We start from the raw sequence: 16,229 nt of genomic DNA on the forward strand, positions 1-16,229 counted from the left end.
CATGCGCGTTCTGATTATCGAAGACGAGGAAAAAACCGCGGATTATCTGCACCGCGGTCTGACGGAACAGGGTTACACCGTGGACGTGGCCCGCGATGGCGTCGAAGGCCTGCACCTGGCACTGGAAAATGACTACGCGGTGATTGTCCTCGACGTCATGCTGCCGGGCCTCGACGGTTTCGGCGTGCTGCGCGCATTGCGTGCGCGCAAGCAAACCCCGGTGATCATGCTCACCGCCCGCGAGCGGGTAGAAGATCGCATCAAAGGCTTGCGCGATGGCGCGGACGATTACCTCGGCAAACCGTTTTCCTTCCTCGAACTGGTGGCGCGCCTGCAAGCGCTGACCCGTCGCAGCGGTGGCCACGAGCCGGTGCAGGTGAGCATCGCCGACCTGTGGATAGATTTGATCAGCCGCAAAGCCACCCGCGCCGGCACCCGCCTGGACCTGACCGCCAAGGAGTTCTCACTGTTGAGTGTGTTGGCTCGCAGACAGGGTGAAATCCTCTCGAAAACCGCCATCGCCGAGATGGTCTGGGACATCAATTTCGACAGCGACGCCAACGTGGTCGAAGTCGCGATCAAACGCCTGCGGGCCAAGCTCGACGGGCCGTTCGACGAAAAATTGCTGCACACCATTCGTGGCATGGGTTATGTGCTGGAGAGCCGTGGTGTCCAGTAACTCCATCGCGCTGCGCCTGAGCGGGATGTTTACGCTGGTGGCGCTGCTGGTGTTTCTGTTGATCGGCGGTGCGCTGTATCAACAGGTCGACAAGGGCTTGGGCCTGCTGCCCGAAGCCGAGCTCGATGCCCGCTACAGCGTGCTCGAATCGGCGCTCAACCGTTACGGCACGCCCGAGCATTGGGTGAAGATCAACGCCAAGCTCAAGCTGCTGAGCGAAGAAGACAAGCGCATTCGCTTTTGGGTGGTCAGCGGTAATCCCGGTTATGAATACGGCCAACCCGACGCGTCGATCCGCGCGTTCGCCCAAGGCCCATTGGGCATGCGCGACATGGAATTACCCGACCATCCGTACCCGCTGAAAGTGCTGCTAACCGAGTTGCCAGCCAAGGACCAGCGCCCACCGCTGCGCTTCATGATCGGCATCGACACCGAAACCTTTTACGAGACGCAGCACCACTTGCTGATCGCCCTGATCAGCCTGGCGATCATTGGGGTATTGCTGGCCTCGCTACTCGGTTACTGGGTGGCGCGGATCGGCCTCAAACCACTGATCAAGTTGTCGCAGGAAGCCCAGCGCCTGGCACCACCGAGGCTGTCCGGGCGCCTGCAATTATCGCCATTGCCCCCGGAGCTCGATCAGTTCGTCAGTTCGTTCAACGCCACGCTGGAACGGGTGGAACAGGCCTACTCGCGGCTGGAATCGTTCAATGCCGACGTGGCCCATGAACTGCGCTCGCCGCTGACCAACCTGATCGGCCAGACCCAGGTTGCACTGACACGCGGGCGCTCCGCCGAACACTATTTCGAAGTGCTGCAATCGAACCTCGAAGAGCTGGAGCGGCTGCGCTCAATCATCAACGACATGCTGTTCCTCGCCAGCGCCGACCAAGGCAGCAAGGCCACCCAACTGACGTCCACCTCACTGGCTGATGAAGTGGCGACGACGCTGGAATATCTGGATTTCATTCTTGAGGATGCGCAGGTTCAGGTCGAGGTCAGTGGCGATGCGCAGGTGCGAATCGAGATCGCACATCTGCGCCGGGCGTTGATCAACTTGCTGAGCAACGCGGTGCAGCACACCGCGCCTGGGCAAGTGATTCAGGTGCGGATCGAAGTCGAGGAGCACCAAGTAAGCATCGGCGTCGCCAACCCGGGGTCGCCGATTGCCAATGAGCATCTGCCGCGCCTGTTCGAACGTTTCTACCGGGTTGATGCGTCACGCAGTAACAGCGGCAACAACCATGGCCTGGGGTTGGCGATCGTCAAGGCGATTGCGCTGATGCATGGCGGGGATGTGTTTGTGCGCAGTGATCATGGGATGAATACCTTCGGGATTCATCTTCCAGTCTGACCCCCACTCCCTGTGGCGAGCGAGCTTGCTCGCGCTGGGCTGCGAAGCGGCCCCAAAAATACGACTACATTCAATCAGACAGGCCACATACTCCGATTACGACTGCTGCGCAGCCGAGCGGGAGCAAGCTCCCTCGCCACAAAAAAAGCCAAACCACTTGCAACTGCGGACTGTTACTTTTAGCGCAACAGTCCTTTATGCAATCCACTCTTTTTCCCCTCGCCCAAGCCCCTTATCGTTGCCCCATCAAACAGCACTTGCCAAGCAAGAAGGTTCAAAAGATGTCCAACAGTATGGGTATTGCCAGCGCTTTCGTTTTGTCGTCCCTGTTCCTGTCTCCGTTCGCCATGGCTGAAGAGTCGCAGACATTCGTCGCACAAAATGCGAACGCGCCAAGGCCTACGAACAGTATCAAAACGAACTGACAGCCAAGGCCCAAGAGGCTGCGCAAACCCCTCAAGCGTCGAGCACTCAAGCCCAGCCACGGGTTGAGAAAGACAGCTGATCCATACGTATCGCTCTGTTTCCCTCGACACTTTTCATCGGCTCTTCCCTTTGAAAAGTTGTCTTCAAAGCCGCTGCTATCAGCGGCTTTTTTTCGTGGTGGTTTTAAACCCCTTCAGTTCATCTTCCCTGACAACAAACATCCGCACTTCAAAACAATGAAGTACTTAGTTGACCCAAGGAGCTTTACCGCACGTGCGTTTCCCTCTCAGATTCAGTCCGCTGTTCATTGCAATCACTGCAACGATGGCCAACAACGCGCAGGCCGACGACGAATCCAGCCGCGAAGGCTTTGTCGATGGGGCGAGCCTCAACCTCAATGCCCGCAACTACTACATGAACCGCAATCGCCTGCAAAAGGCTGATGACAACATCGAGTGGGGTCAGGGCTTTCTTGGCCGCTTCGAATCGGGATTCAGCCAGGGCACCATCGGTTTCGGCGTTGATGCCCATGCAATGCTCGGGCTCAAGCTCGACGGCGGCGGTGGCACCGACGGGTCGAGCATCCTGCCGATCAGCGATGGCAACGGCAAGGCACCGGGCTCGTTTTCCACCGCTGGCGGCACCCTGAAAATGCGTGCCTTCGATACCGAATTGAAGGCCGGCGACCTGTTCCTTGCCAACCCGGTGATCGCCGGTGGCGAAACCCGCATGCTGCCGCAGACCTTTCGCGGCGTCAGCCTGACCAACCACAGTGTCGACGGGTTGATGATCGAGGGCGGTCAGGCCAGCTTCACCAAACTCTACAACCAGAGCGGCCACACCCGCATCGGCACGTCCTATGGCAGCCTGGCCGATGGCGATGAAAGCCGGCATTTGAATTGGGCCGGCGTGGCCTGGAGCGGCCTGCCGGGCCTGACCAGCAGCCTGTATGCGGCCGAACTCAAGGACATCTGGAACCAGTACTACTACGACCTGGACTACACCTATTCGCTGAATGACTTGGTCAGCCTCAACCCGGGCCTGCACTTCTATCACACGCAAGACACCGGCGATGCACTGCTGGGCAACATCGACAACAACACCTACAGCCTGCATTTCACCGTCGACGTGGGCCATCACAGCGTCACCGCCGCCTACCAGCGGGTCAACGGCAACACGCCGTTCGATTACATCAGCCAGGGCGACAGCATTTATCTCGACAACTCCCAGCAGTATTCGGACTTCAACGGTCCGAATGAGCGCTCGTGGAAACTCAAGTACGCCTACGACTTTGCTGGCCTCGACATGCCCGGCCTGACCTCGGCGGTGTCCTACTCACGGGGTGAACTGGACCTGACCAAGGTCGATCCGGACAGCCGCGGTTACGCCTCGTGGTACAGCGCCGACGGCAGAAACGCCAGGCATCGGGAACGAGACATCGAGCTCAAGTACGTGGTCCAGGGTAGCAAGGCCAAAGATCTGGCGATGCGCCTGCAATGGGCGTCTAACCGTGGCGGCAACGGTTACGGTGCGCTGGATCAGGACACGGATGAATACCGGGTAATTGTCGACTACCCGGTGAATGTCTTCTAAGCTTCAATTAGCAAAAGGCCAGCATGTTTTGCTGGCCTTTTTATTATCCGGGATTTATATAGGCGCGCAGGACGCGACCGGTTTCTGGGACTCTGCCCGATTCTTGTAAAAGCACTTTCATAACGCCTTATTTGCAGAAGTCAGAACCATGAGTGTGAACAGCGCGAAATCCCGTGATCCGATCCGTTCGACACGCTCGGAGCGGCTTCTGGTTCTCAGTAGTGTGTTGTTGGTGATTGCAATACTGAGCATCGTCGCGTTCCTGCTGATCCGCGAACACGCCAATGCCAAATTGTCCGCCGCTCGCGCCGCCAACAATATCGTGCAATTGATCGACGCCGACGTGCTGCGCAATGTCGAACTCTATGACGTGTCCCTGCTGGGTTTGATCGCTGCCTCCCAGCGGGAAGACCTCAAGAGCGTTTCCCCAGCCATTCGTCACCTGGCCTATTTCGACCGCGCCACTGCCGCGCCGTACAAGGGCAACATCTTGTTGCTCGACAACAAGGGCTATGTGATCGCCGACTCGGCCTCGGTGGAGCCCAGAAAGGGCAACTTTGCCGATCGCGAATACTTCCAGGCCCACATCAACAATCCGGACCCGGGCATGTTCATCAGTCGCCCTTTCAAGGCCCGGCCGCCGGAACAGGATTGGCGGATCAGTTTCAGCCGCCGGGTGAACGGCACCCAGGGTGAGTTCCTCGGCGTGGCCGAGGCCGCCATGCATTTGAGCTACTTCGATCAGTTGTTCAACAGCTTGAGCATCGGCCGCGACAGCACGGTCAGCCTGATCAGCAAGGACGGGATTCTCCTGGCCCACCAACCCCACCTGGCCGAAGAGCTGATCGGCAAGGATTTCAGCAACCGCCCCAATTTCCAGCGCATCGTCAAAGAAGGCAACGGCAGCTTCACCGGCATGTCCAGTCGATACAACGATGAGCGCTTGTACACCTTCTCCAAGGTCGGGAATTTGCCGTTGATCGTCATCGTTGCGCTGTCCAGCGATGAAGTCTTTGCGGCCTGGAAGCGCACCGCGGTGGTAGTCACTTCTGCGACCGTTGCCCTGTGCGTGAGCCTGCTGTGGCTGACCTGGTTGCTCTGCCGGGAGCTGCGTCGACGCCAAAGCGCCGAGCAGGAACTGGCACAACTGGCCGCCACCGACCCCTTGACCGGTCTGGCCAATCGCCGAAGCCTGGATCAGGCCCTGCACCATGAATGGTTTCGTGCCCAGCGTTCCGGTCAGCCGTTGTCGCTGTTGATGATCGATATCGATCACTTCAAGGCGTTCAATGATCGCCACGGCCACCGAGGGGGCGACGATGCCTTGCGCTCGGTGGCCAAGGTGATCGACACCCATGTTCGACGGCCGGCGGACCTGGTCGCCCGGTATGGTGGCGAGGAGTTTTCAGTGATCCTGGCTGAAACCGACAGCGCCGGAGCCCAACAGATTGCCGAAAAAATCCGTATGGCGGTGGAGCAATTGCCGTTGGTGGGAGGTGATGTGTCACCGATTACTGTCAGTATTGGTATCAGTACCTGGACGACAGCAACCGACATCAGCCTGGAACAGTTGCTGTTTGCAGCGGACAAGGCGCTGTATCAGGCCAAGGAAAACGGGCGGAACCGGGTGGTCGCTGCGGATTGATCGTTCCCGCTGGCATAAAAAAAGGCCACCCGAAGGTAGCCTTTAAAAAACTAGAGAGGTTTTTTGCTTACACGGCCGCAACAGGACGCATGTAAGAGATCGGTGCGGTGCTGGCGTCTTCGAACGTCACGACTTCCCAAGCATCTGTCTGCTCAATCAACTTGCGCAGCAGCTGGTTGTTCAATGCGTGTCCGGACTTGAAGCCCTTGAACTCACCAATCAGGCTATTGCCCAGCAGGTAGAGGTCACCAATCGCATCGAGGATTTTGTGCTTCACGAATTCGTCTTCATAGCGAAGGCCGTCTTCGTTCAGTACACCATCCGCGTCGACCACAATTGCGTTTTCAACGCTGCCGCCGAGTGCGAGGTTGTGCTTGCGCAGGTACTCGATATCACTCATGAAACCAAAGGTACGCGCGCGGCTGACTTCTTTTACGAACGAAGTGCTGGAAAAATCCACGCTTGCACTTTGTGTGCGGTCACGGAAAACCGGGTGATCGAAATCGATCTCGAAGCTCACTTTGAAACCTTCGAAAGGGACGAAAGTGGCGCGCTTGTCGCCGTCTTCCACTGTCACTTCCCGCAGGATCCGGATGAACTTCTTGGCGGCGTCCTGCTCTTCCAGGCCGGCCGATTGAATCAGGAATACGAAGGGTCCAGCGCTACCATCCATGATCGGGACTTCGGACGCGGAGAGCTCGACGTAGGCGTTATCGATGCCCAGGCCAGCCATGGCCGAGAGCAGGTGCTCCACCGTGTCCACTTTGACGTCACCGTTAACAAGCGTGGTCGACATAGTGGTTTCGCCAACGTTTTCCGCGCGGGCAGGAATCTGCACCACAGGGTCGAGGTCAGCACGACAAAACACAATGCCGGTGTCGACAGGCGCTGGCTTGAGGGTCAGGTAGACCTTCTCCCCGGAGTGCAGGCCGACACCTGTGGCACGGATAATATTCTTCAGGGTGCGTTGTTTAATCATGGCATGGGCCGCTTCAGCGCAAATTGCGAACTGGTATCAACAAAGGCTGGCGATGATAGCAGACCAGACCTTTGCTGAACACCAATCACCCTAATACCCCTGATACATTTCATCAATCGGCCTGACGACGCAGGAAAGCCGGGATGTCCAGGTAGTCCAGATCATCTTGCGGGTTCATCTTCGCGGCAGTCGCAGCACCGGCCTGAGCCTGGTTGCGCATGACGGTCGGACGGTCCAGGTCACGGTAGTTCACCGCAGGCTGTTCCTGACGAACAGGGGCTTGTTGTTGTGGCTGGGAAGCCATCGAGGTGTGAACGGTGTTGTCGATGACCTTCACAGGCTTCTCGATTTTGGCGCCCAGACCTGTGGCAACCACAGTCACGTGCAGCTCGTCGCGCATGTCCGGATCGATAACGGTACCGACCTTGACCATTGCGTGCTCGGATGCGAAGGCTTCGATGATGCTACCCACGTCGGAGTACTCACCCAGAGACAGGTCAGGACCGGCGGTGATGTTCACCAGGATGCCGCGTGCACCTTGCAGGTTCACGTCTTCGAGCAGCGGGTTGCGAATGGCCGCTTCGGTCGCTTCACGTGCACGGTTCGGACCGCTGGCGCAGCCAGTGCCCATCATCGCCATGCCCATTTCGCTCATCACGGTACGTACGTCGGCGAAGTCGACGTTGATCATGCCCGGACGCTTGATGATGTCGGAGATACCGCGAACGGCACCGGCCAGTACATCGTCGGCCTTGGCGAAAGCCGACAAGAGGCTTGCGTCTTTACCGAGGATGGTCAGCAGCTTCTCGTTGGGAATGGTGATCAACGAGTCGACGCTTTCAGACAGCAGACGGATACCTTCGTCGGCGAGCTGCATGCGCTTGCGGCCTTCGAACGGGAACGGACGGGTCACCACCGCAACGGTGAGGATCCCCATTTCCTTGGCCACTTCAGCAATGATTGGCGCTGCACCGGTACCGGTACCGCCGCCCATGCCGGTCGTGATGAACACCATGTTGGTGCCCTGCAGGACTTCGGCAATGCGCTCACGGTCTTCGAGAGCGGCCTGACGACCTACTTCAGGGTTGGCGCCAGCGCCCAGACCTTTGGTCACGCTGGTACCCAGTTGCAGAATGGTGCGCGCGCTGATGCTTTTCAGCGCTTGGGCATCAGTGTTGGCGCAGATGAATTCAACGCCTTCAATGTTGCTCTTGACCATGTGATTGACAGCGTTGCCGCCGCCTCCGCCAACACCGATAACTTTAATAACCGGGCTTGCGGGGATGTTGTCTACGAGTTCGAACATTTTCCCTCTCCTTACATTCTCTAGTTTTTTCGCCTACTGCTTTTGAAGCGGTGTTGCGGTAAAGCTTTAGAAATTGCCTTGTACCCAACTCTTGATGCGATCGAGCAGAGCGGCTTTCGGTTCGTCATTGCTGTAGCTGTCGCGGCTGCCGATGCCCGAGAACGAAATCCCGTCGGACTGCTTCTGCAGGCCGTACATCAACAGGCCAACGCCGGTGGAATAGATCGGGTTGCGGACCACGTCGTCCAGACCCTTGACGCCATGGGGCACGCCCAGGCGAACCGGCATGTGGAAGATCTCTTCGGCCAGTTCGACCGCGCCTTCCATCTTCGACGTACCGCCGGTCAGCACGATGCCGGCCGGGATCAGGTCTTCATAGCCGCTGCGACGCAGTTCGGCCTGGATCAGGGTGAACAGCTCGTCGTAACGCGGCTCGACCACTTCGGCCAGGGCCTGGCGGGACAGTTCGCGCGGTGGACGGTCGCCGACACTCGGTACCTTGATGGTTTCGCCGGCACCGGCCAGTTTGGCCAGGGCGCAGGCATAGCGAATCTTGATTTCTTCGGCGTACTGGGTCGGGGTGCGCAACGCCATCGCGATGTCGTTGGTCACCTGGTCGCCCGCAATCGGGATCACTGCAGTGTGGCGGATCGCGCCTTCGGTGAAGATCGCGATGTCGGTGGTACCGCCGCCGATGTCCACCAGGCACACGCCCAGTTCTTTCTCGTCGTCGGTCAGCACCGAATACGCCGAAGCCAGTTGCTCGAGAATGATGTCGTCGATTTCCAGGCCGCAGCGACGCACGCACTTTTCAATGTTCTGTGCGGCGTTGACGGCGCAGGTGACCACGTGAACCTTGGCTTCCAGACGCACGCCGGACATGCCCAGCGGCTCGCGCACGCCTTCCTGGTTATCGATCACATAATCCTGCGGCAGGGTGTGCAGCACGCGCTGGTCAGCCGGGATTGCCACAGCCTGGGCGGCGTCGAGGACGCGTTCAAGGTCGGCGGAGCTGACTTCGCGATCACGAATCGCCACGATACCGTGGGAGTTCAGGCTGCGGATGTGATTGCCGGCCACGCCGACGAACGCCGAGTGGATCCGGCAACCGGCCATCAGCTGCGCTTCTTCGATAGCGCGCTGGATCGACTGGACGGTGGACTCGATGTTCACCACTACGCCTTTTTTCAGGCCGCGGGACGGATGTGTACCGATCCCGACGATTTCGAGCGTGCCGTCGTCCGCGACCTCGCCGACCAGCGCCACCACCTTGGAGGTGCCGATATCGAGACCGACGATCATTTTGCCGCTTTGCACGTTTGCCATGGGTCCTGCCTCTTCTTAATTCTTTGCGACAGCGGGTTGGGCTGTCGTCGGCGCTACAGGTTCCCGCCAGCCAACGGCAAGGCCGTTGGCGTAGCGCAGATCGATGCGCGCAATGTTCGTAATCTGCTCTTTGAGCGTCTTGTCATAGATGGCAATGAAGCGGCGCATCTTTTCCACCAGGTTGCCGCGTCCCAGCAGCAGTTCGATTCCGGGACCGGCGCTGCCTGCGCCGGTGGTCAGGAACCAGCTGCCTCGTTCACGCAACTCCAGGCGTGCAATCGAGAAGCCCAATGGCCTGAGCATCTGGCTCAGCACCTGGTATTGCTGCATCACTTGTTGCTGGGCCCGCTGCGGGCCGAACAGCTGTGGCAAGTGTTCGTAGTTCGCCAGCTCGCGCGGGGTGAACGCCTGTCCCTGGTTATTCAACAGCGACTCATCGCCCCAACGGGCCACCGGCAGTTGTTCTTCCAGGCGAATCACTACCTGATCCGGCCACACCCGACGCACTTCGGCGTGGGCAATCCATGGCATCTGTTCAAGCTCGGTGCGCATGCTCGCCAGGTCGATGGTGAAGAAGCTCGACGCCACGTACGGGGCGATCCGCTGCTGCACCGCTTGCTGGCTGATGTAACTCAAGTCGCCCTGCACGGCGATTTTGGTGATCGGCCGGTCGGCGTACGGCAGCAAACGCTGTGCGCCTTCGTAAGTACCGAACCCCAACGCCACCAGCAACACGGGCCAGAACAGGCTTTTCAGAAAACCGAAGTTGGCTTTCGGCAGGCGCACGGACATCGGCTCTTTGGCCACCATTCGGCTGGCACCCCGCGGCACCGGCTTGCGGCCGGGTGGTGCGGAGGGCTGATGTCTCAGCTGTGCGCCTTGCATGGTCTTACCCTCGTGGCTCAATGCTTGCGGCCAGAATCGCCAGAACCAGTTGCTGGAAATCCAGGCCGGCGGCACGGGCCGCCATTGGCACCAGACTGTGATCGGTCATGCCCGGTGCGGTGTTGACTTCCAGGAACCAGAACTGCCCGTCGGCGTCCTGCATCACGTCCGCCCTGCCCCAACCGGCGATACCCAGCGCCTCACAGGCTTTGGCCGTGAGGTCCATGAGTTCCTTTTCTTTGTCGCTGTCCAGGCCGCACGGAATGCGGTACTGGGTATCGTTGGCGATGTACTTGGCGTCGTAGTCGTAGAAACTGTGCGTCGTGCCCAAGGCAATCGGTGGCAACACCTGGTCACGCAGGGTGGCGATGGTGAACTCCGGACCATGAATCCATTGCTCGACCAACACTTGCGAATCGTAGGTACTGGCCGCTTTCCACGCCTCGATCAACTCGGGCGCGGTCGTCACTTTGGCCATCCCGATACTGGAACCTTCATGGGCCGGTTTGACGATCAACGGGAAGCCCAGTTCCTTGGCCGCCGAAATGCAATCGGCCTCGCAGCGCAGTACCGCGTGGCGTGGCGTCGGAATGCCGAGGCTGTGCCAGACCTGCTTGGTGCGCAGTTTGTCCATGGCCAGGGCCGAGGCCAGAATGCCGCTGCCGGTGTACGGAATCCCTGCGCATTCGAGCAGGCCCTGCATACTGCCGTCTTCACCGCCACGACCGTGGAGGATGATGAAGGCGCGGTCGATTTTTTCGTTCAACAGGCGTTGCAGCAGGTCATCGCCCACATCAATACCGAACGCGTCCACGCCGGCGCTTTGCAGTGCTTCAAGCACCGCGCCACCCGACTTCAGGGACACTTCACGCTCGGCACTCTTGCCGCCGAACAGCACGGCAACGCGACCGAAATCCTTCGGCGCGACAGTGGAGACGAGGTTGGCGTAAGCAGCAGTCATTTCAACTTCCCCTCTACCGGTGCGGCAACGGCCCCGGCGAACAACGGACTGTTCAACAGTTTGGGTGCGAGACCGCCGATATCACCGGCGCCCTGGCACAGCAGAATGTCGCCGGCACGCAGCAGCGGCTTGACGATCGGCGCGAGGTCGATGCCGCGCTCGATGTAGATCGGGTCGAGCTGACCGCGCTGACGGATGCTGTTGCACAGCTTGCGGCTGTCGGCGCCCGGAATCGGCTCTTCGCCGGCCGGATAGACTTCCATCAGCAGCAGCACGTTGGCGTCGGCCAGCACATTGACGAAATCGTCGTACAGGTCGCGGGTGCGGCTGTAACGGTGCGGCTGGTAGACCATCACCAGACGGCGCTCCGGCCAGCCACCGCGCACGGCTTTGATCACGGCCGCGACTTCGGTCGGGTGGTGACCGTAGTCGTCCACCAGCATCACATTGCCGCCTTCGACCGGCAGTTCGCCGTACACCTGGAAGCGACGGCCAACACCCTGGAAGCCGGACAGGCCCTGGACGATGGCTTCATCGCTGACGCCTTCGTCGGTGGCGATGCAAATAGTCGCCAGCGCGTTCAACACGTTGTGGTTGCCCGGCATGTTCACCGAGACATCCAGCGGCTCACGATCAGGGCGCAGCACGGTGAAGAAAGTCTGCATGCCTTGTTGGCGTACGTTGATGGCGCGTACGTCGGCGTCATCGCCGAAGCCGTAAGTGACCGTCGGACGCTTCACCAGCGGGAGGATTTCACGCACCACCGGATCGTCCAGGCACACCACCGCCAAACCGTAGAACGGCAGGTTGTGCAGGAACTCGACGAAGGTTTTCTTCAGCTTGTTGAAGTCACCGTCGTAGGTCGCCATGTGGTCGGCGTCGATGTTGGTGACCACGGCCACCAGCGGCTGCAAGTGCAGGAAGCTGGCATCGCTTTCGTCGGCTTCGGCGATCAGGTAGCGGCTGGTGCCAAGCTGAGCATTGGTGCCCGCGGCATTCAGACGGCCACCGATGACGAACGTCGGGTCCAGGCCACCGGCGGCGAACACCGAAGCGATCAGGCTGGTGGTGGTGGTTTTGCCGTGAGTACCGGCGACGGCGATGCCGTGGCGGTAGCGCATCAGCTCGGCGAGCATCTCGGCACGCGGCACCACCGGAATCCGGCGTTCCAGCGCGGTCGCGACTTCCGGGTTGGACGTGTTGACGGCGCTCGACACCACCAGCACGTCGGCGGCTGCGGCATTCTCGGCACGGTGGCCGATGAAAATATGCGCACCAAAAGATTCCAGGCGCTCGGTCACCGGCGAAGCTTTCAAGTCGGAACCGGACACTTGATAGCCCAGGTTCAGCAACACTTCGGCGATACCGCACATACCCACGCCGCCAATCCCGACGAAGTGGATACGACGGATACGGCGCATTTCCGGTTGTGGCATGGCTTTCTTGTTCTCAACCATGGGCCACCTCAAGGCAAGTATCGACCACGTTACGAGTGGCATCGGGTTTGGCCAGGCGGCGTGCCGCGCTGGCCATGTCGTTGAGTCGTTGCGGTTGCATCAAGACCTCTGTCAGGCGAGCGGCAAGGTCCGCTGCGCCAGTCGTTCTTTGCGGCATCAGGAAGGCAGCGCCTTCACGGGCCAAATAATCGGCGTTGCGGGTCTGGTGATCGTCGATCGCGTGGGGCAAAGGCACCAGCATCGAGGGCAGACCGGCGGCCGCCAGTTCACTGATGGTCAGCGCTCCTGCGCGGCACACCACCAGGTCGGCCCAGCCATAGGCTTGGGCCATGTCTTTGATGAATGGCTGCACTTGCGCCTCGACGCCAGCCGCGCGATAGCGCTCTGCAGTCACTTCATCGTGGTTTTTGCCGGCCTGATGGAACACGTCCGGGCGCAGGTCGGGGGCGACTTGCGACAGGGCTTCAGGCAGCAACTTGTTCAACGGCTCTGCGCCCAGGCTTCCGCCCAGGATCAGCAAACGCGCCTTGCGACCGGCCAGGGCAGGTCGCGGTGTTTCGAGGAACAGCTCGGTGCGCACCGGGTTACCGGTGGTCCGACGGCTGTCCGACAGGGTAAAGGTGTCGGGGAACGCTTCACAGACTCGGGCGGCCAACGGCACCAGCAACCGATTGGCGGTACCGGCCACGGCGTTCTGCTCGTGAACGATGACCGGCACGCCGGCCAGTCTGGCTGCAACGCCGCCAGGGCCAGTCACAAAACCACCAAAGCCGACCACACAGACTGGCCGCAGCTGACGAATGATCGCCCGCGCCTGCCAGATCGACTTGAGCAACATGACCGGCGCCTTGAGCAGGGACAATTTGCCCTTGCCGCGCAAACCGCTGGCGTGGATCCGATGCAATTCAATACCGGCCGCCGGCACCAGATCGTTTTCGATCCCGCGGGGCGTGCCGAGCCAGTGCACGGTGTAGCCGCGGGCCTGGAACTCACGCGCACAGGAAAGTGCCGGGAACACATGGCCCCCGGTGCCGCCAGCCATGATCAGTACGTTAGCGCCCATGGTTCGGCTCCTCGGCGAAGTCGCTCTCATGGAATTCCATTTCTTCGCTGCCCAAATGGGTTCGACTCTCCCACTCGATGCGCAGCAACAAGCCAAGACAGGCACAGCAGATCACCAACGAACTGCCGCCATAACTGAGGAATGGCAGGGTCAGACCTTTGGTCGGCAACAGGCCGACGTTCACGCCGATGTTGATCAGGAACTGGCCGATCCACAGGAACGACAAGCCGTAAGCAACGTAGGCGGCAAAAAACTGTTTGGCTTTCTCGGCCCACAGGCCGATGTACATGCCACGAATACACACGAAGACGAACAGCGCCACCGTGCACAAGGAACCCACGGCCCCCAGCTCTTCAGCCAGCACCGAAAACACGAAGTCGGTATGGGCTTCCGGCAGGTAGAACTGTTTCTGCACGCTGTTGCCCAGGCCGACGCCCAGCCATTCGCCGCGACCGAAAGCGATCAAGGCCTGGGAGAGCTGATAGCCGGCACCGAACTGGTCGGCCCACGGATCGGCAAAGTTGGTCAGACGCGCCATTCGATACGGCTGCATCTGAATCAACAACACCACCGCCGCGACGGCCAGGACCACCATCAGGGAAAACCGGAACAGCCCGACCCCGCCGAGGAACAGCATCGCCGCAGCTGCCCCCATCATCACGACGGTGGCACCAAAGTCCGGCTCCATCAGCAACAGACCCGCCATTGGCAACAGCACGATGAACGGCTTGAAGAAGCCCATCCAGCTTTCACGCACTTCTTTCTGGCGACGCACCAGATAACCGGCGAGGTAGATCACCACGAACACCTTGGCGATCTCGGAAGGCTGAACGTTGAAGAAACTGAAGCCGATCCAGCGCATCGAACCGTTCACTTCCCGGCCGATCCCCGGGATGATCACCATCACCAGCAAGCCGAATGCACCAATCAGCATCAGCCAGCCCAAGCGTTGCCAGGTGGCAATCGGAATCATCATGGTGACGACGCAGGCACCCAGGCCCAGCACAACGTAAACAAGGTGGCGAATCATGTAGTACAGGGCGCTGCCCGACTGCACCGCCCCCACCTCGGTCGATGCCGAGGCAATCATGATCAGCCCCAGGCCGAGCAGTGCCAGGCAACCGGCGAGCATCGGGAAATCGAGGTCGATACCGCGCCCGGTGATCAGAGGCGATGGATACGGCTTGATGATGTTTCTCAAGCTCATGCCAGATCCTCCACGGCGCGGACGAACTGGTGACCACGGTCTTCATAGTTCTTGAACATGTCGAAGCTGGCGCAGGCCGGCGACAGCAGCACCGCGTCGCCCTTTTCGGCGATGGCGCGGCATTGCTCGACCGCTTCGATCAGCGAGCCGACGCGAATCAGTGGCACGGCATCGCCGATGGCCTCACCGATCTTGTCGGAATCACGGCCCATCAAAATGACGGCGCGGCAGTTGGCCGCCACCGGATCACGCAAATCCTTGAAATCGGCGCCCTTGCCATCGCCACCGGCGATCAGCACAAGCTTGCCGTCGATGTCCGCCCCCAGGCCTTCGATGGCCGCCAATGCGGCGCCGACGTTGGTGGCTTTGGAATCGTTGTAGTAGCTCACGCCATCAAGGTCGCGGACCCACTGGCAGCGGTGCTCGAGCCCGGCGAAATTGCGCAGGGCTGAAAGCATGGCGTCGAACGGCAGGCCGACGGCGTGGCCGAGCGCCAATGCCGCGAGGGCGTTGGACTGGTTATGCGCACCACGAACTTTCAGCTCGCGTACCGGCATCAGGTTCTGGAACTCGAAGGCCAGGTATTTCTCGCCGTTCTCTTCTCGAATGCCGAAGGCCTTGAAGTCGGGTTTGTTCAAACCGAAGGTCCAGCACGGCTGACCTTCACCCATCAGCGGACGGCTCAGGGCGTCCTGACGGTTGACCACAAACTGCCTGGCGCCCCGGAAGATCCGGTGCTTGGCCAAGTGATAGGCCGGCAGACCGCTGTAGCGGTCCATGTGGTCTTCACTGATGTTGAGCACGGTCGCCACTTCGGCGTTGAGCTGATCGGTGGTTTCGAGCTGGAAGCTCGACAGTTCCATCACATACAGCTCGATGTCGTCGCTGAGCAAATCCAGCGCCGGCGTGCCGAGGTTGCCACCAACGGCAACACGCTTGCCGGCCGCAGCCGCCATCTCGCCGACCAGGGTGGTGACGGTACTTTTGGCGTTGGAACCGGTAATGGCGACAATCGGCGCTTTCGCGTTACGCGCGAACAGCTCGATGTCTCCGGACATTTTCACGCCACGGGTGGCGGCAGCCTGCAGGGCCGGGGTCGCCAGCGCCAGGCCGGGGCTCACGTAGAGCTCGTCGGCACGGCACAGGAATTCGACGTCCAGCTCGCCACAACGCACTTCCACGTGCGGATAGTCACGCTTGAGCGTGGCCAGTTCCGGTGGATTTTCCCGCGTATCGGCGACAGCAAACGACACGCCCCGGTTCGCCAGGAAGCGAACCAGGGACATGCCGCTCTTGCCGAGGCCGACAACGATGCGGAAGTGGTCAGAAGCGATCAGAGACACTCGTT

At 60.2% G+C, this 16,229-nt stretch carries 13 protein-coding genes and 1 pseudogene; 5 read left to right on the forward strand and 9 right to left on the reverse strand.

Annotated elements, in window-relative coordinates; all coding sequences use genetic code 11:
* Position 1 precedes the first annotated feature (1 nt).
* The 5 genes and pseudogenes from AC07V0_RS27595 to AC07V0_RS27615 all read left to right on the forward strand — a co-directional run bounded on the left by AC07V0_RS27595 (position 2) and on the right by AC07V0_RS27615 (position 5,697).
* Positions 2 to 679: a heavy metal response regulator transcription factor gene (locus AC07V0_RS27595; protein WP_018930141.1), complete on the forward strand. Its 678-nt coding sequence runs from the start codon at positions 2 to 4 to the stop codon at positions 677 to 679.
* Positions 669 to 2,033: a heavy metal sensor histidine kinase gene (locus AC07V0_RS27600; protein ID WP_018930140.1), complete on the forward strand. Its 1,365-nt coding sequence runs from the start codon at positions 669 to 671 to the stop codon at positions 2,031 to 2,033. Before AC07V0_RS27595 ends, AC07V0_RS27600 begins: the two co-directional genes overlap by 11 nt.
* Positions 2,034 to 2,314: 281 nt before the next feature.
* Positions 2,315 to 2,538, forward strand: a pseudogene (locus AC07V0_RS27605) (hypothetical protein).
* Between the two features lie 194 nt (positions 2,539 to 2,732).
* The gene (locus tag AC07V0_RS27610; RefSeq protein WP_086946155.1) at positions 2,733 to 4,052 is read left to right on the forward strand and encodes an OprD family porin; all 1,320 of its coding nucleotides are present in this window, start codon (positions 2,733 to 2,735) and stop codon (positions 4,050 to 4,052) included.
* A gap of 148 nt (positions 4,053 to 4,200) precedes the next feature.
* The gene (locus tag AC07V0_RS27615) at positions 4,201 to 5,697 is read left to right on the forward strand and encodes a sensor domain-containing diguanylate cyclase (protein ID WP_495020083.1); all 1,497 of its coding nucleotides are present in this window, start codon (positions 4,201 to 4,203) and stop codon (positions 5,695 to 5,697) included.
* 67 nt (positions 5,698 to 5,764) lie between these two features.
* On the opposite strand, the gene lpxC is transcribed toward AC07V0_RS27615, so the two are convergent.
* The 9 genes from lpxC to murD form a co-directional block, all read right to left on the reverse strand.
* Positions 5,765 to 6,676: a UDP-3-O-acyl-N-acetylglucosamine deacetylase gene (gene lpxC / locus AC07V0_RS27620; RefSeq protein ID WP_007939852.1), complete on the reverse strand. Its 912-nt coding sequence runs from the start codon at positions 6,674 to 6,676 to the stop codon at positions 5,765 to 5,767.
* Between the two features lie 112 nt (positions 6,677 to 6,788).
* A complete protein-coding gene (ftsZ, locus tag AC07V0_RS27625; protein ID WP_007939850.1) occupies positions 6,789 to 7,982 on the reverse strand; it encodes a cell division protein FtsZ in 1,194 nt (397 codons plus the stop codon).
* Between the two features lie 66 nt (positions 7,983 to 8,048).
* Complete coding sequence (gene ftsA, locus AC07V0_RS27630) at positions 8,049 to 9,308, reverse strand: cell division protein FtsA (protein WP_007939849.1); 1,260 nt, start codon at positions 9,306 to 9,308, stop codon at positions 8,049 to 8,051.
* Between the two features lie 15 nt (positions 9,309 to 9,323).
* Positions 9,324 to 10,193: a cell division protein FtsQ/DivIB gene (locus tag AC07V0_RS27635; RefSeq protein ID WP_007939848.1), complete on the reverse strand. Its 870-nt coding sequence runs from the start codon at positions 10,191 to 10,193 to the stop codon at positions 9,324 to 9,326.
* A gap of 4 nt (positions 10,194 to 10,197) precedes the next feature.
* Positions 10,198 to 11,154 carry a D-alanine--D-alanine ligase gene (locus AC07V0_RS27640; protein ID WP_495020084.1) on the reverse strand — a complete coding sequence of 319 codons (957 nt, stop codon included), beginning with the start codon at positions 11,152 to 11,154 and terminating at the stop codon, positions 10,198 to 10,200.
* Positions 11,151 to 12,611 carry a UDP-N-acetylmuramate--L-alanine ligase gene (gene murC, locus AC07V0_RS27645; protein WP_018930135.1) on the reverse strand — a complete coding sequence of 487 codons (1,461 nt, stop codon included), beginning with the start codon at positions 12,609 to 12,611 and terminating at the stop codon, positions 11,151 to 11,153. Before murC ends, AC07V0_RS27640 begins: the two co-directional genes overlap by 4 nt.
* The gene (gene murG / locus AC07V0_RS27650) at positions 12,604 to 13,674 is read right to left on the reverse strand and encodes an undecaprenyldiphospho-muramoylpentapeptide beta-N-acetylglucosaminyltransferase (RefSeq protein WP_018930134.1); all 1,071 of its coding nucleotides are present in this window, start codon (positions 13,672 to 13,674) and stop codon (positions 12,604 to 12,606) included. Before murG ends, murC begins: the two co-directional genes overlap by 8 nt.
* Positions 13,664 to 14,881, reverse strand: coding sequence for a putative lipid II flippase FtsW (ftsW, locus tag AC07V0_RS27655; RefSeq protein ID WP_064616204.1), 1,218 nt, complete (start codon positions 14,879 to 14,881; stop codon positions 13,664 to 13,666). The genes murG and ftsW overlap by 11 nt, the downstream gene beginning before the upstream one ends.
* Entirely contained in the window at positions 14,878 to 16,224 is a 1,347-nt protein-coding gene (gene murD, locus AC07V0_RS27660) for a UDP-N-acetylmuramoyl-L-alanine--D-glutamate ligase (RefSeq protein ID WP_495020085.1), read from the reverse strand. The genes ftsW and murD overlap by 4 nt, the downstream gene beginning before the upstream one ends.
* Positions 16,225 to 16,229: the final 5 nt, after the last annotated feature.

Source organism: Pseudomonas sp. GW821-FHT01E10 (assembly GCF_059422365.1).

Bases quoted from the DNA above. Each gene is read 5' to 3' on its own strand.
- AC07V0_RS27595 (WP_018930141.1), top strand. From the start codon at position 2: ATGCGCGTTCTGATTATCGAAGACGAGGAAAAAACCGCGGATTATCTG.
- AC07V0_RS27615 (WP_495020083.1), top strand. From the start codon at position 4,201: ATGAGTGTGAACAGCGCGAAATCCCGTGATCCGATCCGTTCGACACGC.
- lpxC (WP_007939852.1), bottom strand. From the start codon at position 6,676: ATGATTAAACAACGCACCCTGAAGAATATTATCCGTGCCACAGGTGTC.
- ftsZ (WP_007939850.1), bottom strand. From the start codon at position 7,982: ATGTTCGAACTCGTAGACAACATCCCCGCAAGCCCGGTTATTAAAGTT.
- ftsA (WP_007939849.1), bottom strand. From the start codon at position 9,308: ATGGCAAACGTGCAAAGCGGCAAAATGATCGTCGGTCTCGATATCGGC.
- AC07V0_RS27635 (WP_007939848.1), bottom strand. From the start codon at position 10,193: ATGCAAGGCGCACAGCTGAGACATCAGCCCTCCGCACCACCCGGCCGC.
- AC07V0_RS27640 (WP_495020084.1), bottom strand. From the start codon at position 11,154: ATGACTGCTGCTTACGCCAACCTCGTCTCCACTGTCGCGCCGAAGGAT.
- murC (WP_018930135.1), bottom strand. From the start codon at position 12,611: ATGGTTGAGAACAAGAAAGCCATGCCACAACCGGAAATGCGCCGTATC.
- murG (WP_018930134.1), bottom strand. From the start codon at position 13,674: ATGGGCGCTAACGTACTGATCATGGCTGGCGGCACCGGGGGCCATGTG.
- ftsW (WP_064616204.1), bottom strand. From the start codon at position 14,881: ATGAGCTTGAGAAACATCATCAAGCCGTATCCATCGCCTCTGATCACC.